Annotated in this window: 23 protein-coding genes; 18 read left to right on the top strand and 5 right to left on the bottom strand. The window is 50.9% G+C overall.

The window, feature by feature from the left end; all coding sequences use genetic code 11:
- Positions 1-6 precede the first annotated feature (6 nt).
- From ACYVH9_RS20420 to ACYVH9_RS20390, 7 genes are all read left to right on the top strand, one after another.
- Positions 7-690 carry a hypothetical protein gene (locus ACYVH9_RS20420; RefSeq protein WP_460638246.1) on the top strand — a complete coding sequence of 228 codons (684 nt, stop codon included), beginning with the start codon at positions 7-9 and terminating at the stop codon, positions 688-690.
- Positions 691-884: 194 nt separating this feature from the next.
- Positions 885-3,221, top strand: coding sequence for a peptidylprolyl isomerase (locus ACYVH9_RS20415; RefSeq protein ID WP_460638245.1), 2,337 nt, complete (start codon positions 885-887; stop codon positions 3,219-3,221).
- Between the two features lie 100 nt (positions 3,222-3,321).
- Entirely contained in the window at positions 3,322-4,683 is a 1,362-nt protein-coding gene (locus tag ACYVH9_RS20410) for a peptidylprolyl isomerase (RefSeq protein ID WP_460638244.1), read from the top strand.
- Positions 4,684-4,812: 129 nt separating this feature from the next.
- A complete protein-coding gene (locus ACYVH9_RS20405) occupies positions 4,813-5,775 on the top strand; it encodes an AAA family ATPase (RefSeq protein ID WP_460638532.1) in 963 nt (320 codons plus the stop codon).
- Positions 5,776-5,937: 162 nt separating this feature from the next.
- The gene (locus tag ACYVH9_RS20400) at positions 5,938-6,711 is read left to right on the top strand and encodes a hypothetical protein (RefSeq protein WP_460638243.1); all 774 of its coding nucleotides are present in this window, start codon (positions 5,938-5,940) and stop codon (positions 6,709-6,711) included.
- Positions 6,712-6,742: 31 nt separating this feature from the next.
- A complete protein-coding gene (locus tag ACYVH9_RS20395; protein WP_460638242.1) occupies positions 6,743-9,196 on the top strand; it encodes a carboxypeptidase regulatory-like domain-containing protein in 2,454 nt (817 codons plus the stop codon).
- 25 nt (positions 9,197-9,221) lie between these two features.
- Positions 9,222-10,514 (top strand): serine hydrolase, encoded by a 1,293-nt coding sequence (locus ACYVH9_RS20390; protein WP_460638241.1) that lies wholly within the window; start codon positions 9,222-9,224, stop codon positions 10,512-10,514.
- Here the strand turns inward: ACYVH9_RS20390 and ACYVH9_RS20385 are convergent.
- On the bottom strand, positions 10,511-11,065 hold the full coding sequence (locus tag ACYVH9_RS20385) for a dihydrofolate reductase family protein (protein WP_460638240.1): 555 nt from the start codon (positions 11,063-11,065) through the stop codon (positions 10,511-10,513). The genes ACYVH9_RS20390 and ACYVH9_RS20385 overlap by 4 nt on opposite strands.
- Before the next feature lie 153 nt (positions 11,066-11,218).
- On the opposite strand from ACYVH9_RS20385, the gene ACYVH9_RS20380 reads away from it, so the two are divergent.
- On the top strand, positions 11,219-11,635 hold the full coding sequence (locus ACYVH9_RS20380; RefSeq protein ID WP_460638239.1) for a hypothetical protein: 417 nt from the start codon (positions 11,219-11,221) through the stop codon (positions 11,633-11,635).
- A gap of 23 nt (positions 11,636-11,658) precedes the next feature.
- Here ACYVH9_RS20380 and ACYVH9_RS20375 read toward each other — a convergent pair whose 3' ends face one another.
- The 3 genes from ACYVH9_RS20375 to truA form a co-directional block, all read right to left on the bottom strand.
- Positions 11,659-12,249 carry a nucleotidyltransferase family protein gene (locus ACYVH9_RS20375; protein WP_460638238.1) on the bottom strand — a complete coding sequence of 197 codons (591 nt, stop codon included), beginning with the start codon at positions 12,247-12,249 and terminating at the stop codon, positions 11,659-11,661.
- A gap of 11 nt (positions 12,250-12,260) precedes the next feature.
- Complete coding sequence (locus ACYVH9_RS20370; protein WP_460638237.1) at positions 12,261-13,244, bottom strand: XdhC family protein; 984 nt, start codon at positions 13,242-13,244, stop codon at positions 12,261-12,263.
- An 83-nt stretch (positions 13,245-13,327) separates the two neighbouring features.
- A complete protein-coding gene (gene truA, locus ACYVH9_RS20365; RefSeq protein ID WP_460638236.1) occupies positions 13,328-14,080 on the bottom strand; it encodes a tRNA pseudouridine(38-40) synthase TruA in 753 nt (250 codons plus the stop codon).
- A gap of 144 nt (positions 14,081-14,224) precedes the next feature.
- Between truA and ACYVH9_RS20360 the strand changes: the two genes are divergently transcribed.
- From ACYVH9_RS20360 to ACYVH9_RS20345, 4 genes are all read left to right on the top strand, one after another.
- Positions 14,225-15,019: a HipA family kinase gene (locus ACYVH9_RS20360; protein WP_460638235.1), complete on the top strand. Its 795-nt coding sequence runs from the start codon at positions 14,225-14,227 to the stop codon at positions 15,017-15,019.
- Positions 15,000-15,380 carry a DUF3037 domain-containing protein gene (locus tag ACYVH9_RS20355; protein ID WP_460638234.1) on the top strand — a complete coding sequence of 127 codons (381 nt, stop codon included), beginning with the start codon at positions 15,000-15,002 and terminating at the stop codon, positions 15,378-15,380. Before ACYVH9_RS20360 ends, ACYVH9_RS20355 begins: the two co-directional genes overlap by 20 nt.
- A gap of 13 nt (positions 15,381-15,393) precedes the next feature.
- A complete protein-coding gene (locus tag ACYVH9_RS20350; RefSeq protein WP_460638233.1) occupies positions 15,394-16,104 on the top strand; it encodes a hypothetical protein in 711 nt (236 codons plus the stop codon).
- Positions 16,105-16,277: 173 nt separating this feature from the next.
- A complete protein-coding gene (locus ACYVH9_RS20345; protein ID WP_460638232.1) occupies positions 16,278-17,156 on the top strand; it encodes a phosphotransferase family protein in 879 nt (292 codons plus the stop codon).
- 43 nt (positions 17,157-17,199) lie between these two features.
- Here the strand turns inward: ACYVH9_RS20345 and ACYVH9_RS20340 are convergent, their stop codons facing one another.
- The gene (locus ACYVH9_RS20340; protein WP_460638231.1) at positions 17,200-18,030 is read right to left on the bottom strand and encodes a hypothetical protein; all 831 of its coding nucleotides are present in this window, start codon (positions 18,028-18,030) and stop codon (positions 17,200-17,202) included.
- A gap of 304 nt (positions 18,031-18,334) precedes the next feature.
- On the opposite strand from ACYVH9_RS20340, the gene ACYVH9_RS20335 reads away from it, so the two are divergent.
- The 6 genes from ACYVH9_RS20335 (at position 18,335) to ACYVH9_RS20310 (ending at position 25,079) form a co-directional block, all read left to right on the top strand.
- Entirely contained in the window at positions 18,335-19,834 is a 1,500-nt protein-coding gene (locus ACYVH9_RS20335; protein ID WP_460638230.1) for a glycine--tRNA ligase, read from the top strand.
- A gap of 100 nt (positions 19,835-19,934) precedes the next feature.
- On the top strand, positions 19,935-20,369 hold the full coding sequence (locus ACYVH9_RS20330) for an SRPBCC family protein (protein ID WP_460638229.1): 435 nt from the start codon (positions 19,935-19,937) through the stop codon (positions 20,367-20,369).
- Between the two features lie 391 nt (positions 20,370-20,760).
- The gene (locus ACYVH9_RS20325) at positions 20,761-22,014 is read left to right on the top strand and encodes a dicarboxylate/amino acid:cation symporter (protein ID WP_460638228.1); all 1,254 of its coding nucleotides are present in this window, start codon (positions 20,761-20,763) and stop codon (positions 22,012-22,014) included.
- Between the two features lie 116 nt (positions 22,015-22,130).
- A complete protein-coding gene (locus tag ACYVH9_RS20320; protein WP_460638227.1) occupies positions 22,131-22,568 on the top strand; it encodes a chromate transporter in 438 nt (145 codons plus the stop codon).
- Between the two features lie 191 nt (positions 22,569-22,759).
- On the top strand, positions 22,760-23,674 hold the full coding sequence (locus ACYVH9_RS20315; protein WP_460638226.1) for an ABC transporter ATP-binding protein: 915 nt from the start codon (positions 22,760-22,762) through the stop codon (positions 23,672-23,674).
- A 73-nt stretch (positions 23,675-23,747) separates the two neighbouring features.
- On the top strand, positions 23,748-25,079 hold the full coding sequence (locus ACYVH9_RS20310) for an ABC transporter permease (RefSeq protein WP_460638225.1): 1,332 nt from the start codon (positions 23,748-23,750) through the stop codon (positions 25,077-25,079).
- The last annotated feature ends 5 nt before the right edge of the window (positions 25,080-25,084 follow it).

Here is a 25,084-nt window from a genome sequence, read left to right as displayed (position 1 = left end):
TTGCGTATGAAACCGTATCACCTGTTCTTACTGCTGCTGCTTTCAGCCTGCTCCGGTTCAAAACCGCTGACGGCGGAAATGCAACTTAGCAGCCTGAAAGCCAACAACCTGGAAGAAACCATCACCCGTCAGGACGAGCTGATGATGACCTGGTCGCTAACGGCTTTTGACAAACAAAACCGGTTGGTAGGCGTCGCATCTAGCGCCTGGGGCGTCGAAAAGGTCAAAAAGGGTGCCCTTCTTTCTTTTGAACAGCAGGCACCGGTACAACTATCGGTGCCAAAAGATGGCAAGGTCGTCGCTTCGCTGGTCCTGATTGAAGTAGAGGACTACAGTCAGGCACAGCAATTGATCAAGCGGATTCGCGACGTCAACGGCTGGATTCAGGTCCCTTTCGGTTTTTTCGAACTGGGCGCCGAGCTGCTTACCCCATTGAAATACGTCACCACGGCACTCACGGCTGCGGGTCTGGGCATTCAGTTAACCGACCGGTTGGACAAAGACGACATTCTGGGGCAAAGTAGCGTGGAACTGCGCGACACGCCGGATTCCCGTAAAAAGAAAAAACCGTTGGCCGTGCACGTGCCAGCCCGGTTTACGGGGCGGCATCTGCGCGATTCGTTTGACTATCAGGTTGAGTATGACATTCAGCTCAAACGAATGAAAATAAAGCCGGCTTCCGGTCGTTAAAAACGTAACGAATTCCTGCAAATAGCTGTTACTGAATAAAGTCTAAAGCGAATATGCCAGATAACCGATAAAAGAAATTAGAACATGTACGCTTATTGTAATACGCCTAATTAGCCTTTTACCCGTATTATCTGCCACTGACCTCTCTGCGTCTGGATCGCATTGAAAACCGTTCACCGCAATTTATACTTGTTTTGACCTCAACAATTCTCACCAAAAAAGCGCCGGTTCTTTTTATTTTCTGCAGCTTACTGGCGGGCTGCAAATCATCGGCTCCGGTGGCTACCAAAGCTCCAGAACCGGTTATAGTGAAATTGGGAAACAAATCCTTTACGACGGATGAGTTTTTTCAATCGTTTACCAAAAACCAAATCAACAGCGATTCGTCCCGCCGGACGGGCCTCCGTGAGTATATTGATTTGTATACAAACCTGAAACTTAAAGTATTGGCGGCCGAGCAGGAAGGCCGCGACACCACTGAAGGGTTTCGGGAAGAGATTGCTTCGTATCGTAAGCAATTGGCTCAGTCGTATCTGAATGATAAAGAGATCATTGAGCACTTGACCGCCGAAGCCTACGAGCGCCTGAAACAAGAGGTCAACGTCTCCCACATCTTGTTTGCCGTGGCCGAAGATGCTGCCCCGACCGATACGCTGGCTGCTTATCAGGCTGCCCTCGACGTCCGCAAAAAACTTCTGGACGGTCTGGACTTTTCGTCGGCAGCCCGGCAATACTCCAAAGATCAGACGGCAGCGTCGAACGGTGGCAATTTAGGTTATTTAACGGCTTTTCAGGTCGTTTACCCCATTGAAACGGCTGCCTATACAACCCCGGTTGGCACTATTTCAAATCCCGTTCGTTCCCGCTCGGGTTACCACCTGGTGAAAGTACTCGACAAGCGATCCAGCCGGGGAAAACTGAAGGTAGCGCACATTCTGGTTCGGGTGAGTCCAAGCGCGGCTTTGGCGGGCAATGGCGACGAAGGGCAGAAAGCAGCTAAAAACCGGATCGACGACGTATACAATCGACTGGAAAAAGGGGAATCGTTTGACAAACTGGCGAAGGACTTTTCCGATGACCGCGAATCGCGCAACACCGGTGGGCTTTTGCCCGTCTTCGGAGTCGGGCAAATGGTACAACCTTTTGAAGAAGCTGCGTACAGCCTGACGCAGGCTGGCAGTTACTCCAAACCGTTTCAGAGTAACTACGGCTGGCACATTGTCCGGCTAATTGAACGCCAACCGCTCGAATCATTCGACTCAATGGCCGGTACGCTTCGTCAGAAAGTAGTAACGGACACGCGGGGTGATATTGTGCGGAATGCGCTGGTGCAGCGGCTTCGTAAAACCTATACCATTACCGAATCGCCCGATGTGCTGCACAAGACGCTGGCCCTGGCCGACAGCACGTTGTTGCTGGGCAAATGGAAAATGCCAGCGATCCTCGACCCAGCCATTGAGAAAAAACCGATTGTGCTCATCAACAAGCAACCATACACGGCCAATGAGTTTCTGGAAACAGTGGTTCGGCGGCAACAACCACGTAGAGGGCCGACTTCTTCGGCAACCGTTCAGATGGAGCGCCTGTACAAGCGGTTTGTGGATGATAAGTTGATTGAACACGAAGAGGCCGGTCTGGAAAAAAAATACCCGGAATTCCGCGCCCTGATGAACGACATTCGCGATGGAGTTCTGCTTTCGCAGGTCATGGAAATCAATGTGTGGGAAAAGTCCCTGGCCGATTCGCTGGGCCAGCGAGCGCTCCACAACACCAATAAAGAGAAGTATCGGTACGATCAGCGGGCCGTCGCCACCATCTTGTCGGCACCCAATGAAGAAACCCTGAAACAGGCTTCGGAGATGCTGGTCAAAAGCCCCTACCAACTCCGCCGGTCGGTCGAAGAACTGAGTTATGGCGTAAACCAGAGTGCCCTGACCGCCAAACAACGGGAAACCCTGTTTGATTTACTCGTGCTGATGATTAAAAATTCCGATTACATCGTGGAGGTATCCGGGTCGGCCGACCCCACCGAACGCGACACCATTTCGGCCAGCCGTATCCGGACAGTGGTTAATTTCCTGACGGCTAACCAGATACCGATTGTTCGAATCATGGAAAAAGACCACGGCAAGTTCCGACCGGGCGTCACCGGCAGTACAGGAAAAAATGATAAAGCCCGCCGTGTGACTTTTCAGCTGTTTTCAACATCTAAAAAAGACGTTGAAAAAATTCTGAATTCGAAAGAACCAGGAGCCGTCAAATTGACGGAAGGCATTTTTGCCAAAGGGGCTGACCCGTACCTTGATGCCGTTGAATGGAAGCCCGGGACCACCACCCTACGGCGCGATGGGAAAGTGATTCTGGTAAAAATTGATCAGATCGAACCCCCTCGCCTGAAAACGTTCGAAGAAGCCCGGGGAGCGGTTATCAATGACTATCAGGCCATCCTGGAGAAACAATGGCTGGACCGGCTGAAGCAGCAATATCCGGTTCAGATAAACGAAGAAGAAGCCCGTAAGCTCGTCAAATAAGCAACGGATTAACATCATTTAACAGATTCGCGGACCGGGCATATCAATAAATCCTGCCGAAATCCGTAATATTGAATAACAAACCTGAAGGAATTTTTTAATGAAATCAACCATTCTCTCCTCCTTGATAGCGACAGCCCTGCTGGCTTTGGCTGCGCTACCTGGCTTTTCGCAGAACAAAGGAGCAAGCATCAATAAAATCATCGCAAAAATTGATAATTACTACGTACTGAAATCGGATCTGGATCAAACCCGTCAGTCGTATTCCCAGCAAAACCAGAAGGCTCCGGCCGATTGCCAGATTCTGGAAAGCCTGGTGGTTCAGAAAGTGCTGCTGGCCAAAGCCGACATTGACTCCGTAACCGTTGACGACAAGATTATCGACAACCAGATGGACAGCCGGATGTCGTACATGATCCAGCAGTTTGGCTCCGAAAAAAACCTGGTCGAAGCGTACGGCAAAAGCATTGAAGCCCTGAAAAGCGAACTGCGATCAGAAGTAAAGGAACAAATGCTGGGGCAACGCATGCAAACCAAAATTACCGACGACGTGAAGGTTAGCCCGAACGAAGTCCGGAAGTTTTTCAACTCCATTCCTAAAGATAGTTTGCCCTATATTCCGGCGGAGGTTGAAATTGGGCACATTGTTCGTCTGGCCAAAGTCACGAAAGAACAACGCGACGAACTGCGGAAACGCCTGCAGGCGCTGAAAGAACGCGTTGAAAAAGGGGAAGAATTTAGCAAATTAGCCACGGAGTTTTCGGAAGATGTCGGTTCGGCCCAGAAAGGCGGCAGCCTCGGTTTTGCCAAACGCGGACAGATGGTATCCGAGTTTGAAGGTGCTGCCCTCAAGCTGAAACCCGGCGAAATGTCGGATATTGTGGAATCGGAATTTGGCCTCCACCTCATTCAGCTCGTCGAAGTTCGGGGTGCCGAATACCACGCCCGACACATTCTGCTGCGCCCGGAATACAATCGACTCGATCTGACAGAACCCCGGCGGTTTCTGGACAGCCTGCGCACCCTCATCGTAGCCGATACACTCAAATTCGAGAAAGCCGCCAAGGATTTTTCGGAAGACAAGGCCACCGCCGATGCCGGGGGAATCATCCGGGATCCACAATCCAACAGCTCGCTCCAGCCGCTGGACCAGACCATGGATTACACGCTGTACATGACCCTGGACACGATGAAGGTCGGCACGGTTAGCCCACCGATGGATTACCGGCTGGAAGATGGAAAAACCGCAGTCCGGCTGCTGTATTACAAGCGCAAAGTGGCTCCGCATACGGCTAGTCTCAAGGAGGATTACGAAAAGATCGCGAACATCGTCATGGTCAACAAAAAGAATAAGGCCATCGATGAATGGTTCAAAAAGGCGGTCAGCGACGTGTACATCAATTTGGACCCGGAATACGACAGCTGCCACATTTTTGCTACACAAAAAACTGAAGGACCCTAACGGAGTGGTGAGTTAAGAATTAAGCGTGAAGAGTTGACCGTCCGGCGGTTATCCATTGACAACCTTCTTTTAATTTTTAACTCTTCACTCATCATTCTTAACTCATCACTCTTAACCCCTCTGCCTGTGATACAATATAATTCTGACGTTGCAGCTGCTGAAGCGCTGAATGAAGCGTATAAAAAATTAACCAGTGAGATTTCGAAAGTCGTCATCGGGCAGGAAGAAACCGTACGGCTTTTACTGACGGCCATTTTTTGTCAGGGACACTGCCTGCTCGTCGGCGTGCCCGGACTGGCGAAAACCTTACTCATCCAGACCATTGCGGGCGCACTTGACCTTAGCTTCAACCGGATTCAGTTTACGCCGGACCTGATGCCGTCGGATATATTAGGTTCTGAAACCCTCGATCAGGAACGCCGTTTCAAGTTTATCAAAGGCCCCGTTTTTGCCAATATTATTCTGGCCGATGAGATCAACCGGACTCCCCCCAAAACGCAGTCGGCCCTGCTGGAAGCAATGCAGGAATACTCGGTAACGATCGCCGGTCAAAAATACCCACTCGACCGTCCGTTCTTCGTTCTGGCCACCCAGAACCCCATCGAGCAGGAAGGAACGTACCCGCTTCCGGAAGCCCAGCTGGACCGTTTTATGTTTAACGTTTTTCTGGATTATCCTTCTTACCAGTCGGAGCTGGATATTGTGAAATCAACGACTACCGACGAGCGGTATCAGGTTAAGAAAGTTATTTCCGGTGAGGAGATTTCGGCATTTCAGCATCTGGTACGCCGGGTCCCGGTGGTCGACAACGTGGTGGAGTACGCCGTAAAACTGGTGCACAAAACCCGTCCCAATACCGAATTAGCCGCCCCGGATGCCAACACTTACCTGGAGTGGGGCGCTGGTCCCCGGGCCTCGCAATCGCTGATTCTGGCGGCTAAGTGCAACGCCCTCCTGAACGGAAAATATTCACCGGATATTGAAGACGTGCGGGCCGTCGCCCTGCCGATTCTCCGCCACCGCATCGTCCGAAACTTCAAGGCCGAAGCGGAAGGTATCACGGTCAACCAGCTTATCAAACGACTTTTATAAGTGCCCAATACAAGGCGGATGATGAATCCGCCTTTTTTATTTTTCAGCTTCGTCTCCTGACTTTTAGCCAATCGCCAAAAACAGTAGAAAAGCCATTGGTGTTAAGTATCATCGGCCAGTCGTATCAACGGACTTAGGCTGATCCTAAACACCCTTCCGATGATGAACCTCAGCCCCCTTTCGGCCTACGCCAGCCGCCATCCTCGAACGGCCGCCGGTATCATTATTCTCTCAGAATTCACGAATGCAGCGATTGGGCTAATCCTTGGGAGTACACTGCTGGCGAATCAACCGGCCTGGTATCTGACGTTTTTACTCGCAGCTCTGCTGGTCTTTCGGATTTTGTATAGCCGGTATAGCGCTCTTCGCTTGATTGATCTGGCCGCTGGCGCACGATTTCGATTCCAGAAAAACAGGTATGCCCTTTTCTTTTTCATCAATGTTCTGATTTACAGTATCGCGGGCGGTATTAGTGGCCGGGCAGTGATCCACCCCGAACCGTCGGTGAGCGTTTCCAGCGGGGAATTTCGCACCTACGCCAGCGAGAAGGATTCGACCACAACCCGTTCAACCCGGGATTCCCTCGAAAAAAATACCGCAAAGGGTAAAAAACAGGAACGTTCCCGCTCCGGAATCAAGATCGGTTATGTGCTGCTGTTTATTGCAAGTGCCTTTTTATCGCTTCTGGCCAGCGGTTTTGCCTGCCGATTGGCGTGCACCAACCAGGGCTTTGCCGCCGTCTTGGTCATTTTACTGGGAATGGGCGTTCTGGCGGGTGGACTATACTTTCTGGGACGCGTTTTCGATAAGGAGATGAAGCCCTATAAAACGATGACGCGAGAGGAACGAAAGCGCGAAGGAAGGCGCTTCTGGCGAACTTTGCTTGGAACAGTTATTGGATTGGGTATTTTTGCGTTGATTGGTTTCATCCTTTGAGGATTACCGCATTTTTCACCGCTAAAAGACCATGAAATACCTTTATTGGCTGTTTTTGTATTTCGCCCTTCTCTCCCCGTCCTTTGCCCAAACCACTTTCACCCAAACCGTCCGCGGACGAGTCATCGACAAGGAATCCAAATACCCGTTGCGGGAAGTATCAGTTCAGGTACTGGAAACGTCAGCCAGCCAGGGCACACAAACCGATTCACTAGGCCGGTACCGCATTCCCAATGTTCCGGTCGGTCGGCGAACCGTCCGAATCACCCGAATTGGTTATAAAGACGCCTTGCTAAATAACATCATCGTCGACGCGGGCCGGGAAACCATTCTGGACGTCGAACTGGAAGAATCCATCACTGAGCTATCGGCGGTAACCGTCAAAGCACAACGAACTGGTGATGCCCGGAACGAAATGGCAATCGTATCGGCCCGGCAGTTCACCGTCGACGAAGCCGACCGTTACGCCGGAAGCCGGGGCGAGCCCGCCCGGATGGCCTCCAATTTCGCTGGCGTGCAGGGTGCCGACGATTCCCGCAACGACATTGTGATCCGCGGTAATTCACCCAGCGGGGTGTTGTGGCGCGTCGAGGGAGTTACGGTTCCGAACCCCAATCACTTTGCCATTGCCGGCACCACGGGCGGCCCCGTGAGTGTCATCAGCAACAAAATGCTGGCCAACTCCGACTTTTTCACGGGCGCTTTCCCCTCCGAATTCGGCAACGGTATTGCCGGAGTTTTCGACCTTCGGCTTCGCAACGGCAACAACGAAAAGCACCAGCGTATGATTCAATTCGGTTTTTTAGGAACTGAAGGCGCGCTGGAAGGCCCCCTTTCCCGAAAAACCGGTTCGTCCTATTTTGTCACCTATCGCTACGCCAATCTGTGGCTGTTCAACAAAGCAGGAATTGACATTGGTACGCAGGCCGTTCCGACCTACCAGGATGCTTCCTTCCGCTTGAATTTCCCCCTGAAAAACAATGCTAAAATTGCTCTCTGGGGGTTTGGCGGCACCAGCACCATCGACCTGCTGATTAGTAACCAGGAGGTATCGGATCGCAATATTTTCGGCCAGAATGACCGCGACCAGTATTATACCTCACGCATGGGCGTGGCCGGTCTGACGTACGAAAAACCGCTCAATCAACAAACGTTTTTCAAAGCGACACTGGCCGTGTCCGCCAACGCGCAGGATGCCAACCACGATTACCTCTTCTTCCAGTACGGAGCCAACGGGCTTCCCATTGTAGAAAATAACCGTTACAGGATTCTAGCGAAAGCGCCCATTCTCGACTACCGTTTTGCCGAAACCAAAACTTCGCTGGCGGCATCAGTCAACCATAAATTTAGTCCGCGCAGCATTCTGAAAGCAGGCTTAAACGCCGATGTATTATTTTTCAACCTCCTCGACAGTGTACGCACGGTGACTACCTCTCCCACCGCGCCTGCCCAATTGGGGCCGTGGCAATACCGTTGGGATACGCGCCAAACCGCAATGCTGTTACAACCGTACGTGCAGTGGCGCGTGAATCTGTCCGAACGCCTAACGCTCAGTGCCGGGCTGACCAGCCTTTACTTTTCCGTCAATAAAAACAGTTTCTCGCCTGTTGAGCCCCGCGCCGGACTAGCCTGGGACCTGCCAAACCGCCAGAAAGTAAGCGTTGCCGTGGGATTACACAGCCAGATCCAGCCGACCTACATTTATTTTTACGGTGATAACCTACGCAATCCGAATCCGGCCCAAAGCGGGGCTTTGTTGAACCATGACGTTGGCTTAACCAAAAGCTGGCATTACGTTACCTCATACGACCGGCTGCTCAGCCGCAATCTCCGTCTGAAAGCGGAAGTGTATTACCAGAAGCTGTTCAACGTACCGGTGGAAGAGCAAAACAGTTCATTCTCCATCCTGAACACCGGCTCCGGCTTTACGCGGGTCTTCCCGGATAAAATGGTTAATACCGGTACCGGACGCAACTACGGTGCCGAGCTGACACTGGAAAAGTTTTTCAGCGACGGGTATTATTTTCTCGTGACGGGTTCGCTGTTTGACGCCAAATACCGAGGGTCAGACGGCGTGCTGCGGAATACAGATTTCAACGGAAAATACGCCTTCAATGCGGTTTTTGCCAAAGAATTCACATTCGGAAAAAGCAGCCTGAACGTGGGAGCAAAGTTCACGGCGGTTGGTGGCCGCTGGTACGGCCCAGTCGATGAAGCCCGCTCCCAGGCTTCGCAGGAAATCATTTACCAGAATGCCGGACGCAATACGCTCCAGTTTCCGGCCTACCGGCGGTTTGACCTGAAAGTCGACTACAAAATCAACCGCAACCGGCTAACCCACACCATCGCCGTCGATTTTGTCAATGCGCTGGGCATTCAGAACATTCTGACGCTGAGTTATGCGCCCCAGCCCGACGGCACATTCATTAAACGCGAATACCAGCTGGGCTTTCTGCCGGTATTTTATTACCGAGTCGATTTCTGAGTTTCAATCTTCTTTTACCCACTTCATGAACAAGCGAATACTTTCTCTGGCGATCGGTTTGCTAACGACTATCGCTCAGGCTCAGCCCCGCACAGATGCTTTTCTGACCCATTTGTTTGCAAAAAATCCGCATCCGATTTTCCAGGAAGTAATCCGCCATCCGGAAACGTACCGATTGCAAATCATTTACACCCGAATCGACCGGGACAAGCGCAACGTTCCAACGTTCACCCATTATTATTTCCACGTTGACAGCACGGCGTATTTCAATCCGGCGTCGACCGTAAAACTGCCGCTGGCCCTGCTGTCGCTCGAAAAACTAAACCGTTTGAAAAAACCGGATGTGACTAAATACGCGGCTATGCAATTCGACAGCGCCTACCGCAATCAGACGAAAGAATGGCACGACAATACGGCTCAGAACGGTTTTCCGTCGATTGCGCATTTCATTAAAAAAGCCTTGTTGGTCAGCGACAACGACGCCTACAGCCGGATGTACGAGTTTGTGGGGCAGCAGACCATCAACCGATCACTGCACGCCAAAGGCTATGCCGACACCCGCATCACGCACCGGTTTGTCCGAATGACTCCCGACGAAAACCGACATACAAACCCCGTTCGGTTTATTCGGGAAGATGGAACGGTTTTGTACACTCAGCCTGCCGCCTACAACCCGGATGCCTTTGATTTCCGCCGGACTGCCAGAATCGGGAAAGGCTACTTAACAGCCAGCGACAGCCTGATTCATGAACCGTTCGATTTTACAACCCGCAACAAATACCCGCTGGAAGCGTTTCAGCGAACGTTGCAATCGGTGCTGTTTCCGCAGTCGGTTCCGGCCAGCCAGCGGTTTGACCTAACTGACGATGATTACGCCCTGATGCGTCAATACCTGTCGCAGTTTCCCGGCGAAACCAATTATCCCAAGTACGATGCCGAGCAGTATTTCGACAGCTACGTGAAGTTTTTCTTCCGGGATAGTCTGCACCGCACCCTGCCCGAAGGCGTACGGATATTCAATAAAGTAGGCTGGGCCTACGGTTTTATGACCGATGCTTCGTACGTGGCCGACTTCAAAAACAAGGTTGAATACATGCTGTCGGCCACACTCTACGTGAACAGGGACGAAATCCTGAACGACAATAACTACGAGTACGACAGCGTGGCGCACCCGTTTCTGTACCAGTTGGGGCAAACCATTCACCAGTACGAATTGAAACGTCCCCGCAAAAACCGTCCGGATTTGACCGACTTTCAACTCTCGTACGAACACCGTCGGAACGACAGCCGCCCGACCATCCGGGATGTAGACAACTAGTCGCGTTTCGGTTCGTAATGGAGCACCACAATTCCGCAATCAAAGGAAGTTGATTTGACCAGCGTCAGGGGGTGATTTTGACCAAGTGCCTGAAAAATAGGCATTCCCTGCCCGATCGCCGTTGGATTAACGAATAAATGGTATTCGTCGATCAGGTTGTGCCTGATGAGCGCCGACACAAACGTGGCTCCGCCATAGACGATCAGATCACTGCCGTCCTGATTTTTTAATTTCGTGATTTCGTCAACTAGGTCACCTTTTGCCAGCATGGTATTTTCCCATTCTGACACCTGGAGAGTTTTGGAAAAAACAACTTTTTTGGTGTTATTGAATTTTTCCGCGCCGTCAAGTTCGGGATGAGAGGCCCAGTGCGGAATAAATCCCTGGGCCAGTTTTCGGCCGAGAACGATGCAATCCACCGGTTCGGTAAGGGCTGTTACATACGCTTGCAATTTCTCATCCCAGTTGAAGGCCAGCCAGTCCATTTCACCGTTCGGTCCGGCCATGAATCCATCAACGCTTAGTTGTACCTGAAGTTTTAACTTTCTCATGGTTGTTGTTTATGTGCTTCACAAAGGTATGGGACACTTTACTGAAACATAGGTAGAACATGTGCCTTTTGGCAGGGGCGATTGCGACATTTTTCAACAGAACCAGCCCGGTTTGGCCACTACCAGGATTGGGCGGTTAAAAGAACCACGAAAATGACAAAAACCGTATCCGAAAAAATGGGAATCAAACCGGGTACCCGCGCCGTTTTCATCAATGCACCCGCCGATGCGCTGGAAGCAATGGAGTTGCCGGTGCTGGAACAGGAGACAATCCTCCGGGGTGATTTTGACTATCTTCACCTGTTTGCCCGAACACAGGCGCTGTTACACGAAAGTTTTCCTGCCCTGAAGAAGTACCTGAAACCAAACGGAATGCTTTGGGTTTCCTGGCCGAAAGCCAGGCAACTGCAAACGGACCTGACGCTCACCAAGGTGATTGAAATTGGTTACGATTACGGGCTGGTTGAAAGCAAAACACTCAGCATTAACTCCGTCTGGTCGGCCATTAAATTTACCCATCCCAAAGAAGGGAAAGAATACAACAATAGCTACGGGAAATTAAAACCGTGAAAAGCGGCCTGTTGCCCTCTTGGTTACTGACCCAAAAACCGTTCTACATCCTGGCGGGTATCCAGGTCGATGTTTCCTGACTCAAACGGCACTTCGGCACAATCCTCTGGATGGTTTTTAATGACTTTTTTGGCCCCGGCATCACCGTCCAGGCTCAGTAGTTCATGAATGTATTTGCGGTCGAACAAGGCCGGAACGCCCAGACTACCGGCGTAACTGGCGGCCACAATCCCCTTACCACTCTCTTCATACACATGAACCAACTGTTGCAGCAGGCCCCGGTCGACATGCGGCTGATCGGTTAGCAAAAACAAAACGGCATCGATCTCTTTCTGCGTCAGGTAGACGGCGGCCAGTCCGGTTTTCACCGATGTTGCCAGCCCCTGCTGCCAGTGCTGGTTGTCGATGATGGTTACCGGCAAACCGTCCAGCTGGGGAACCACTTGCCCTTTATGAGCACCCACGACCACCACAACCGGACGAAAAGGTGTTGAAAGAGCCGAATCGACCACCCGCCGGAGCAGGGTGCGCCCTTCCCATTCGATGAGTTGTTTGGGCTGATGATCCAGTCGCGAAGACGCACCGGCGGCTAGTATAATGATGGCAATGTTCATAGATAGACTCATCAATCCAGATCAACCGGGGTGCTAATTGACTGAACCGGCTGGTGGATTGGCGCATTTTTAAACTTCAATGGCTGGGCCGTCGCGTTCCGAAAAACCGCCTGAATTTCGGCCAGCACCGACAGGGCAATTTCCTGAGGAGTATCGGCCCCAACGTCCAGACCAACCGGCCAGAAAAGGCGTTTTTCGTCCTTTGGACTCACCCAATCGGCCACCTCCTCCAGCAAGGCATCACCCCGCTTTTTCGGCCCCAGCAAACCGATGTAGGGAATATCGGTTTGGAGCAATTCCCGCAAAACGGCTTTATCGTATTTGAAATTATGGGAAATCAGCACCGCTGCCGAAAAACCGTCGATTGGAATCTGCTGCCGAATAGCATCCCGCTGGACGGCCAGCATTTCGTCGGCTTCACCAAAGCGCCGGGGTTGCAGGTGGGCCACACAATCGTCGGTCACCACCACCCGCCAGCCAATTTGCTTCGCCAGGTTCACCAGGGGAACCGCATCATACCCACCACCAAAAACCAGCAATTGAATATCAGGTTTGAGTTCTTCCACAAAAACACCGGCCCCATCGGGCAACGCGGTTTCGAACGTCAACGGTTGCCGCCCCTGCATGACGCGGTCGAGCGTTTCGAGCGGATTATCGGGGTCGTTGGGATCGATGGCCTGAATCAGCACATCCAAAATACCGTTACAGCCCAAACCAATGCCAAAGTTTTCGCCTTCGGGGTCCGTGGTATCGTACGTAACCAGCCGGGGCTGACGGCTTTGCATCACCTCGCGGGCTTTCCGAAGCGCATCCCCTTCCAGACATCCCCCACTGATGGCACCAAACCACTGGCCATCGTCGGTGATGTACATGCGGGCACCTGGTCGGCGGTATCCCGAACCGGTCAGTCCAACCACCGTAGCCAAAGCGGCTTTGCGCTGGCTGAAGTCGGTTTTTCGGTAGGCGCGGATAAGTTGTTGGAATTCGTTGATCACGCTTTACAAAGGATGAGGTATGAATGATAAACGATGAATCTTTCTAAAATTACGTTAATTCATCATTCATACCTCATAATCCGTCATTTTGTTCGCAAAAGTCCCGGTGGATAGCCGACCTCCACCAGAAACAATCCACTGGCCGGGGCCGACCGCCCTGCTTTCGTGCGGTCTTTGGCCTGGATGATCTGTTCAAACTCTTCAACTGTCATGCGGCCCTGCCCCACCTCCAGCATCGTTCCCACAAGTGTTCGGACCATGCCGTACAAAAACCGGTTCGCCTTGATGTGGAACGTCAGTTGGTCGCCTTCCACCAGCCACTCCGCCCGATGAATGTCACAGCGGAAATGCGAAACCTTCGTCCGAACTTTGCTGAAACTCTCAAAGTCATCGTATTGAAACAGCAGGGCAGCGGCTTCGTTCATCCGGGCAATATCCAGTTCGGGACGAAAAACGTAGAGCAATAGATCCAGAAACGGACTTTTCTGCCGACGAATCCGGTACTGGTAATACCGCGAAACCGCCGAAAACCGGGCATGTACCCGCGCTTCAACCGGAAAGATAGTCTGTATCGCAATATCCGGCGGCAACATGCAGTTTAACGCGTGAATAAAGGAATCCGTAAGTTCGAGCGACCGATCAAGTTCAAAATGAGCAAATTGCTGTTCAGCGTGGACGCCCGCATCCGTGCGACCGCTGCCGATAATGGTGATTCGTTCCCGCAGGATCGCACTCAGTTTCTGTTCAAGAACCTCCTGTACCGTGACGCCGTTGGGCTGAATTTGCCAGCCGTTGTAAGCTGTCCCCCGGTACGAAAGTTGGATAAAATAGCGCATAGGTCACAAAAATAATGCTCCGGTGCACAAAACCGTCGCTCAAAATTTCCTCCGTTCTGAAAATAGGTCTAAATTTCCCGTCCGTTCCTGTTACCGGCGAAAAGCGCTGGTTACGGAACGGACTTCTAAAACCGAGCAAGCCTTGTGAGTACGAATGAATCCCAACTCAGAACCGTCGAGGTAATCCGTTATGTGACCCCCTTGCGCGAAGGCGGCTCGCTGCCCGCTATTGTCGAAGCCGACGATGATTTTCTGTACGTCCTGAAATTTAGGGGGGCGGGTCAGGGCGTGAAAGCGCTCATTGCCGAACTGATTGCCGGGGAATTAGCGCGGTCGCTGGGCTTCAAAATTCCCGAGATTGTGTTTGCCAACCTCGATCCGGTGATGGCCCGAACGGAACCCGACGAAGAAATTCAGGATTTACTGCGGGCCAGCGGGGGCGTAAACCTGGGGCTGCACTTTCTCTCGCGTGCTACCACGTTCGACCCGATTCTGAATACCGTCAGCGCCAGATTAGCATCCCAGATCGTCTGGTTCGACTGTTTCATTACCAATGTAGATCGGACGGCCCGCAACACCAACATGCTGATGTGGCATAAGGAACTGTGGCTGATCGATCACGGCGCTTCGCTGTATTTTCACCACGCGGGACAAAACTGGGAGGAACAGGCCAAAAAACCGTTTGGAGCCGTAAAAGACCACGTTTTGTTGCCCTGGGCAACCGAGCTCGAAACCGTCGATGCCGAATTCCGCCAGCTGCTGACACCGGAGCGCATCCAATCCATTGTCGATCTGGTGCCCGACGAGTGGCTGATCGGCGAAGATCCGACCGACTCGGTTGCAGACAAACGCCGGATGTACACCGGTTTTCTGGAAACCCGACTCGCTCATTCTGAGATTTTTGTTAAGGAAGCCCAGCATGCCAAAGCACTTATTTGAGTACGCCGTTATCCGCGCTGTGCCGCGGGTCGAACGCGAAGAATTTATGAATGTGGGCGTTATCCTCTATTGCCCGGCGCAGGGTTTTCTGCAGACGGTGTTTGACCTGAACGAAGAACGCCTGCGGGCTTTTTGCCCCGATTTGGATCTGACGGATTTGCAGGAGCGGCTGCGAGTTTTCCAGAAAATCTGCGCGGGTCGGCGGGAAGGCGGTCCCATTGGCCAATTGGCGATTGCTGCCCGGTTTCGCTGGCTGGCCGCCAACCGCAGCACCATCGTGCAGACATCACCCATGCATACCGGTTTGTGTGAAGATGCGGGCCAGACGCTCGAACGGTTAGTGGACCAGTTGGTACGGTAATTAATTCGTGATCATGCTCTCAAAAATTTCGGCTTTCCTGTGGTTTTCTTTGTGGGGAGTAACGTCTACCTACGCGCAGCAACAACGGATTTCCGTACAGCTGACCGTAGTCAGCAGATCCACCAGTCACGCACCCCATCAGGATGTCGGTCTGTTGGTCGATGTAAAGAATTTAGCCGATCAGGATATTGCCCTGTATACGCCGTTGGGGAGCATGGCCCAAGCGATTAAATATTACAAACTCGATCCCCAAACCCGGCAGTATCGGGAAATGATTCATCCGCTGGTTCAGGAGTTAAGGAAAGAAATGGCTTTCAAAGATAGTGTGTTTAAAGTCGCTAACACCATTGTCGATAATTTCGGCAGGAACAATTATAACGCAAAATCAGCGCTTTATAACGAATTTATTCGGAACGATTCGCTCTGGTATGGCTATCTTTTCCGGAGTAGCCAATATAAAGAACAAATAAAAGACGCCGACCGCGAGCACTTCAAAATAGCCAGCGGTATGACAGGGCCTGCCCTGTTTACACTCCTGAAAGCCCAAGAGCATTTCCAAGATTTTTCCGTGATCACCTTTCTGTACCAAACGAAAGGGGATTATAAAATCGTGCTGGAACTTCCTGCTATTGATTTGCAAAAAACCGTTCGTCTGGCTGATACCTTTGTGGTTATGGACAATCAATTGGTACGTTGTAATCCAGTGTATATTTCCGTTCGATAGATTCGGGCATCAACTATCTGGTCAGGCGTTGGCAAAATTCACCAATTTGCCAACACCTGAAAAGGTGCTAAAACGCTGTACTCAACCCATTGACCGATCCGGGCGCAGGTTGTGTTCAGAATGTTTCAATTGTCGAGTTCCCGAACGATCTTCACGACAAGACCCTGGAAAACATGCCAATTCTTGATCTATTAGCCCGCGTTTTTCCGGATCGCCCGTTCCAGAAGGCCCGATTTCTGGGAGCGGGTCTGGACAGTCAAACTTTCCTCGTCGACGATCAGTATGTGTTTCGGTTTCCAAAACGCGAGGAAGTGGCCCGAAATCTGGCGAAGGAAATTGCGCTCCTGCCGCATCTTCAGGACCTGCCTTTGCAGATTCCCTGCTTTCAGTTCACCGGCATCCATCCCGAAAACGGTCTGCCATTCGTTGGCTATCCAATTCTGAAAGGCACGGAAGGAGACATAACGGTTTTTCAACGGCAAACCCCTGAACAACAAGAGCAAACGCTAGCGGCAATTGGCAATTTTTTGACCCAGCTCCACGCTTTCCAGGCTGAGCGTGCCCTCCAACTGGGAGTAGAACTTCTGGATTCTCGGCAGGACTATCAGGACGCCTATCAGGAGATACAAACTACGCTGCTTCCGGTACTGACTCTGCGGCAACAGCGACAAGTCAGCCAACGGTTTGACGCATTTTTATCCGACTCCCGACACTTTACCGACACCAATTGTCTGATTCATGACGACTTTAGCGCCGATCACATTCTGTGTAATCCGGAAACGGGAATTCCGCAGGGTGTTATTGATTTTGGCGATGTGGCTGTTGGTGACCCAGACCTGGATCTCAAGTATTTATACGCCGAATACGGCCCCGAATTCATTGATCGGCTGCTGGCAACCGGGCACTATCAAACGCCCACTGAACCGGTCATCTTAACGAAAAAACTCAAGTTCTTTAATTTTTTCGAAGCCGTCATGGACGTGCTTGACCTGTACACGGGCAATTCATCCCAGGTACGTGCGACACTCAATCTCCTACTGGCCAAGGAATGATTTGGCCGGGAATCAGAATGTATTCTCCGGCCAAACCTGCCAATTAGAGAGGAGTTGGGCAATCAAAAGTATAGTGGTTGATGGTATACCGATCCGGTTCCTGCGGGCGTTTCAGGATACCAATTGAGAATTTGATCTTGCCATTCGCATCGTAAATGTATTGATGATCTTCGTAAACCTGCCCGTTTTCGTAATACGTTTTGATGAGTTGGTTTATATTCAATTTTCCCCGAAATGGCAACAGGTTCGGAATGGGGTTGGGTTTGCTCCAGTCGAACTCATAAACAACCGGCGTACTCGAATTCGATTGCTCCCGCTTTATAACATTCCCATTATTGAGCGTATAGTTTGTGGTGTAGCCCGAATACCGCTCTTCAACGATATAGCCATTTTGGTAAGTCGTGTTATCGAGAATAATAAGGCCATCACTGTTTAGGTTATACACACGGGATGTAACCGAGGTATCGGGAACCGCTCTCAGTTTCTGTTTATCGATCTGGGTAAGCTGATTGGTTCCGTAAGCATACTCACTAATCAAGATGGAATTTGAAAGAGCCCGACCCGTCGTCGTGGATTTCTGCACCTTCCCTTCTGAATTGTATGCATACGTTGTCGACACTTCCGGCCCACCCACCGCATAAAAATCATCCCCAATTTTAATAATATCGATGACCGGATACCCCGTTTCCCTCCCGATCACCACCTGGCCAATGGAAACCGTTTCCCCGGGCTTTAGTTTGTAGTAATCCAGATTTGACTTGATTTCGGTAACTCGGCAGGAAACCGGCTGCGGATTCTGGTGATCCTGCACGGCACAGGAAACCAACAAAAACGCAAAACAAAGCGGAAGCAAAGAGCGCGTAATTCTTTTCATAAAATCTGGCAAGATTAAGGAGTTAACAAGATGTGAATGAGAACGCTACCTCCAAAGACACATTTAGCAGAAAAACCGTTGGACACCTGGAAAAATAAAAATTAATATCGAAATATACACATATTTAATAAGGAGCTGCGAGTAATGATGCCAGGGCAACTGTGGATTGATGAACCGCTCACCGCATTGGTTTCCCCTGGAAATAGCGCGGTTAAAGGCCCCAAAGGAATGTGGACGGGGCAATATTGTCAAAAAGATAAAATTTTTGCCGGGCGATGGTCTAAATCCGTATTTTTGCGGCATCATGGAAGACGCAAAACCAACGCCGGCTCCGGCCACCTCACTGCAAGACATTATCTCCCACGCCAAAGAATACGGTTTCGTGTTCCCGTCCAGTGAAATTTACGACGGATTACAGGCTGTTTACGACTACGGTCAGAACGGCGTGGAATTGAAAAATAACCTTAAAACGGTCTGGTGGAAAGCCATGACCCAGGTCCACGAAAACGTGGTGGGGATCGATGCCGCCATTTTCATGCACCCGCTGACCTGGAAAGCTTCGGGACACGTTGACTCGTTCAACGACCCAATGATTGATAACAAAGATTCCAAAAAACGCTACCGCGCCGATCAGCTACTCGAGCTGAAAGCGGAAGAATATGCCGCCAATGGTCAGCCCGAAAAAGGCCACGAACTGCTGCTCGAAATGGGCCGTCTGCTGGGCGAAAATGACCTCAACGGTGTACGTGAACTGATCATTAGCGAGGGCATCGTTGATCCGGTTTCCAAAACCGCCAACTGGACCGAAGTTCGTCAGTTTAACCTGATGTTTTCGACGCAGGTGGGTTCGGTAGCCGAAGACGCCAGCCTGATTTACCTCCGTCCCGAAACCGCCCAGGGAATTTTTGTCAACTTCCTGAACGTGCAGAAAACCGGCCGGATGAAGATTCCGTTCGGAATTGCCCAGATCGGCAAAGCGTTCCGGAATGAGATCGTGGCCCGGCAGTTTACGTTCCGGATGCGGGAATTTGAGCAGATGGAAATGCAGTTTTTCGTGCGCCCCGGCACCGAAATGGAGTGGTACGAGAAATGGAAAGAAACCCGGTTGAACTTCCACAAAGCCGTGGGCATTCCGGCCGAAAAGCTAAAATACCACATCCACGAAAAGCTGGCGCATTACGCCAATGCCGCCGTTGACATCGAGTTCAAGTTTCCGTTTGGTTTCCGTGAAATTGAAGGTATTCACTCCCGCACGGATTTCGACCTGAAAAGCCACCAGGAACTGAGCCGCAAAAAGCAGCAGTATTTCGACAACGACCTCGATGAAAACGGCAAACCGTACGGCAACTACATTCCGTACGTGGTCGAAACCTCCGTGGGCGCCGACCGGTTGTTTCTGGCGGTTTTCTGCAATGCCTACACGGAAGAAGTGGTGGGCGAAGGCGAAAACCAGAAAACCCGTACGTACCTGAAACTGCACCCGGCGCTGGCTCCGGTGAAAGCCGCCATCTTCCCGCTCGTCCGCAAAGACGGTTTGCCCGAAAAAGCGCAGGAAATTGTGAAACAGCTGCGCAGCGAATTCCGCGTTGTGTACGAAGAGCGCGACGCCATCGGTAAACGCTACACCCGCCAGGATCTGATCGGAACGCCGTTCTGTATCGCCGTCGACTACCAGACGCTGGAGGATGACACCGTTACGATCCGGTACCGCGATTCGACCGAGCAAGTGCGCGTTCCGATCAGCGAGCTGAAAAGCAAAATCGGCCAGGAAGTATCCATTGAGCGGATTCTGGAGCAACTATAAGCTCACGCCCCCCTAAAGTCCGTGTTTTCGGGAATGGAAAAGGTGAACATTTGTTCGCTGAAACCGTTCCTAAAAACACGGACTTTTCCGTTTTACGGGGATGCAAATCAAGCTCATTACTCCAGTTCAGCAGGATTACCAGCGCGTTTGGACCGGTTTTACCCGACGCTTATTTGAACAACTCAATCCACCCTTTCCGCCCGTCAAAGTAGTTCGGTTCGATGGCTGCCGGAAAGGCGATGTGGTGCATGTGCAACTCAATTTTCTGCTGTTCAAACAGGACTGGATCAGTTCGATTACCGAGCAGCAGGAAACCGAGCGGGAGATTTATTTCATCGATCGGGGTGTCAAACTCCCTTTCTTCCTCACCTACTGGCAACACCGACACCGCATCATCCGCGACGGCGCCCATACCCGCATTGCTGACGAAATCACGTTCCGCACGCCGACGCGCCTGACCGACTTTTTGATGTTTCCGATTCTTTACGGTTTGTTCGCGTATCGAAAACCGGTTTACAAACGGTTTTTCCGGTAAAAGCAAAATCCCGACCGAATTTCGTCACATCGACGACGTAAGTTCGATCGGGGGTCTGCTTATCGCATCTCTTTTACTTCACAACCTTCATCAAGCGCGACTGCTGCCCGTTACTAGCCGTACGGTTTCCCGGCGCATTGCCATCCCGCCGGTCACGGTTGTCGAAACCGGGCTGGTAAAACGGAATCTCTATAGTACCATGTTATAAAATTGGTGACCTGGTATTTAAAAGTCAGAAAATGCGGTTTTATCTGATTTGTTTCGATTACTCTTGCCCCCGGTTCATTTCCGGATGAAACCGGCTTTCGTTACCCCTATTCGGAATTTTGTTCTATTTTTGTTCTTATACGGCTGTGTTCCGATCCCCGTCTTACTCTTTATCTTCATCTGAATGAAACTAAACATTACTACCAAAATTGTTGTCGGCTTTATCCTGGGTGTCATCATTGGTCAGATTCTGCATACCACCTCCGACCCCGCAACAGCTGCTTCAATCGGTGATAAATTCCAGTTGATTAGTAAGGTCTTTCTCAAACTGATCAAAATGATCGTCGGACCGCTGGTGTTTTCTACGCTGGTGGTGGGCATCGCCAAACTGGGCGATTTCAAGGTAGTAGGACGCATCGGAATCAAAACACTTGGCTACTTCTATTTTGCCACTATTTTGTCCCTGCTCGTCGGACTGGTGGTCGTCAACATTACCAAGCCCGGCAGCATTCAGAGCTGGCCCCGCCCGGCATCCGGCACAAGCGTCGGTATTGAGGGCAAGAAACTAAACAGCGTCGAAGAGTTTATTCTGCATATTTTCCCCGACAGCGCCTTTCGGGCACTGGCAGAAAATGAGATTTTGCAAATTGTGGTGTTCTCCCTGTTTTTCGGAATTGCGCTCGGTGCCATCGGTGAAAAAGGCAAGGGGCTCATGAAAGCCCTGGACGCCCTCAGCGAACTGGTTTTCAAGATGGTAGGGTACGTAATGCAATTAGCTCCCTACGCCGTTCTGGGCGCGATGACCGCCGTTGTAGCCGCCAAAGGCCTGGGCATCCTGGTTTCCTACGCTTACCTGCTGCTTTGTTTTTACGGCGGTTTGCTGTTCTTCGTTTTTGTGATCCTGGCAACCATCTGCGCCTTCATGCGTATCCCGTTCTTCAAACTGCTGGCCCAAATGAAAGAATCGCTGCTGCTGTCGTTCAGTACGGCCAGCTCGGAGGCTTCACTTCCCCAACAGATCAAGGCACTCGAAAATTTTGGTGTATCGCCCCGAATCATCGGTTTTGTACTTCCACTCGGCTATTCGTTCAACCTCGATGGGTCGATGATGTACATGACATTCGCAACGGGTTTTCTGGCGCAAGCCTACGGTGTTTCGCTAACGCTTCAGCAACAAATTATTATGCTATTGACCTTGATGGTGACTTCCAAAGGAATCGCGGGTGTGCCCCGGGCATCGCTGGTGGTGATTGCGGGAACGATGGCGTTGTTTGACCTGCCCCCCGAAGGTTTGGCGCTGATTCTGGGTATTGATCCATTTCTGGACATGGGCCGCTCGGCCACGAGCGTGGCGGGAAACGCCGTGGCGACCTGCGTGATTTCGAAGTGGGAAGGCGATTTTACAAAACCCACGGAAGAAATCGCTCTAAAAGACTGACAATTGGCTTAAACAGAGTAGTTTGTTGCCGTTTACACAATAGTCTTTCTCCAAACTATTCTGACTCTTTACTTTCGCAACTTCTTTAAACAACATTTACGTTTTTGCGAACAAACATGGCACAACAAGCAATTTTAGAAACGGAGCTGGCTCCTTATTTTACCGAAAAAGCGCCTTTTCAGGTTCCGATTGGTTTCCGGGAAGGATTTGTGAAATACTGGCCCATCGTATCCCTTATTTTTCTACTGATTTCCCTGCCCGCTATCCTGGTTTTTCTGGGATTAGGAACGGCCTTACTGCCTGTGTCTTTTATGGGTGGTGCGGGTTTGGGGTTGCAATACAACCTTTCCATGATTTTAACCATTGCCGGAATGGTCCTGAGCATTGCCGCCTTGCCGGGTTTGTTCAATCGTCGGCGCCAGGGGTGGGTGTTCAGCTACTATGCCCAACTTATTAGCCTCCTGTCCAGCCTGATTACGTTGAGCATTCTGGGCATTTTTATAGGCTTACTCTGGTTGCTGCTTCTTTTTCAGGTACGGTCTTATTATCGTTGATAGCACCTATTCCACTTTTTTATAAACAAGCTACCAGCACCCTGTTGGTAGCTTGTTTATTTTAGACCGTTTGTGTAGAATTAGGTTTCTTTGTCAAAAATATCCACTGAACAACGGCCTAACGGCTACTTTTGATCGGCCAATCGCGCTCAGGTAGTGCCCATTGGAATACGCGTCTTAACCACGATTGCATGAACATCCTTGAAACTCGCCACATTGTCAAGCAATATGCCCAGCACCGGGCTCTCGACGATGTGAGTATTGACATTCCACGTGGCCAGATCTTTGGTCTCCTGGGCCCCAACGGTGCCGGAAAAACATCCCTCATCCGCATCATCAACCAGATCACCGGCCCCGACGAGGGCGAAGTTCTTTTCGATGGCAAACCGCTGGGGCAGGAACACATCAAACGCATCGGTTATTTACCTGAAGAGCGCGGTCTTTACAAAAAGATGAAGGTGGGCGAACAACTCCTCTACCTGGCTCAACTGAAAGGACTCAGCGAACGGCAGGCAATGGAGAAACTGCGTGACTGGTTTATCAAATTCGATATCAAAACCTGGTGGACGAAAAACATCGAAGACCTGTCGAAAGGGATGCAGCAGAAAATCCAGTTTGTAGCAACCGTTCTGCACGAACCGGACCTGATCATTCTCGACGAACCTTTTTCGGGCTTTGATCCAATCAACGCGAATCTGATCAAAGACGAGATTCTGGAACTGCGTCAGAAAGGCAGCACCATTATTTTTTCCACGCACCGCATGGAATCGGTGGAGGAACTTTGTGACCACATCGCCTTGATCAACCGCTCGAAAAAAGTGCTCGACGGTCCTAAGAAAACCATCAAGGACCAATACAAAACCCACACCTACCACGTCGAATACCAGGGTGTGCTGAATGATTTGAACCCGGCTTATACGGTTTTGGATAAAAAACCGCTGGACGACGGTTTTCACCGCGCCAACATCCGGATTCCGCGCGACGCGGCTGTTAACGAGCTGATTCGCGATCTGATCGACCACGTCACCGTTCGGTCGTTCGGTGAAAACATTCCATCCATGAACGATATCTTCATCAAAGCCGTCGGCGAAATTCCAACCACTTAATTAGCTATGAATGAGCGAACAAACTACCAGCTTCTATTTCCGTTCATTCATTTGCTCATCCATTATTGACAACATGAAGACAATTTTCCTCATCCTCAAACGCGAATACCTGGTGCGGGTCAAGAAAAAGTCGTTTCTGATCATGACCCTGGTCACACCACTGCTTGTTTCGTGCATCTGGCTCATTCCCGTATTCTTCGCGATGCGCGGCATCGATCAGAAAAAAGTGGAGGTAATCGACGACAATGGCCGGTTTGCCAACACCTTCAAAGATACCAAAGAACTCGTTTTTAAACCCGCAACGGTGCCGGTTGAGCAAGCGAAAAAAGATTTCGCCCAAAGCGGTTATGACGTATTGGTGTACATTCCCAAAGACATTCTGACGAATCCGAAAAACCTGAAAATTTACGCGGAAAAGAACGTCAGCCTGGAGGTGAAAAACGGGATTGAAAACGCCATCGAACGGGAAATTGAAAACATTCGTCTGATGGAAGCCGGAATCGATCGTAAGATTCTGGAAAGCACCAAAGCCAATGTATCATCGGATACGTATAGCCTGAGCGCCGAGGGCGAGAAAGACAGCAGCTCGGGCGCAGCAACGGGCATTGGCTACTTTTGTGCCTTCGTGATTTACATCGCCATTTTCATCTACGGCGTACAGGTCATGCGGGGGGTTATGGAAGAAAAAACCAACCGGATCGTGGAAGTGATCATTTCGTCGGTCAAACCGTTCCAGTTGATGGCGGGGAAAATCACCGGCGTAGCCCTCGTTGGCCTAACCCAGTTTTTGCTCTGGATTTTGCTCACGTTCGGCATCTCGTCGGTGATGTCGAGTTTTCTGGGCGAAAGCGTTGGGCCGCAAAAACGGGTTGAAATGATGACTGAGCAACCCAATCAGAACCAGGCTCCTACCGAGGAAAAACCAAAAACTGAACAGAAGAGCAATCCAATGGGAGCGGTTTTAAAAGCCATCAGCACGCTCGATATTCCGCTCATCATTGGCTGCTTCCTGATCTATTTCATTGGTGGCTACCTGATTTACAGCGCCTTGTTTGCAGCGGTTGGCTCGGCGGTCGATAGCGACACCGACGTGCAGCAGTTCATGTTTCCGATCACTATTCCGCTGGTTTTATCATTTATTATGGCGCAGTTCGTCATTCGCGAACCCGACGGTGCGGTGGCTTTCTGGATGTCGATGATTCCGTTCACCTCCCCCATCATCATGATGGTTCGGATTCCGTTTGGCGTGCCGTTCTGGGAGATTGCCCTATCTGTGGTCTTGCTGATTGGCGGTTTTCTCGGTACAGCCTGGCTGGCGGCCCGCATCTACCGCGTTGGCATTCTGATGTACGGCAAAAAACCGTCGTACAAAGAACTGATGAAGTGGGTGTTCTACAAAGTTTAAGAGAG

Source organism: Larkinella harenae, assembly GCF_054780515.1.
The sequence above is the reverse complement of the archived record's forward strand: the minus strand, read 5'-3'. Positions and strand labels throughout refer to the sequence as shown.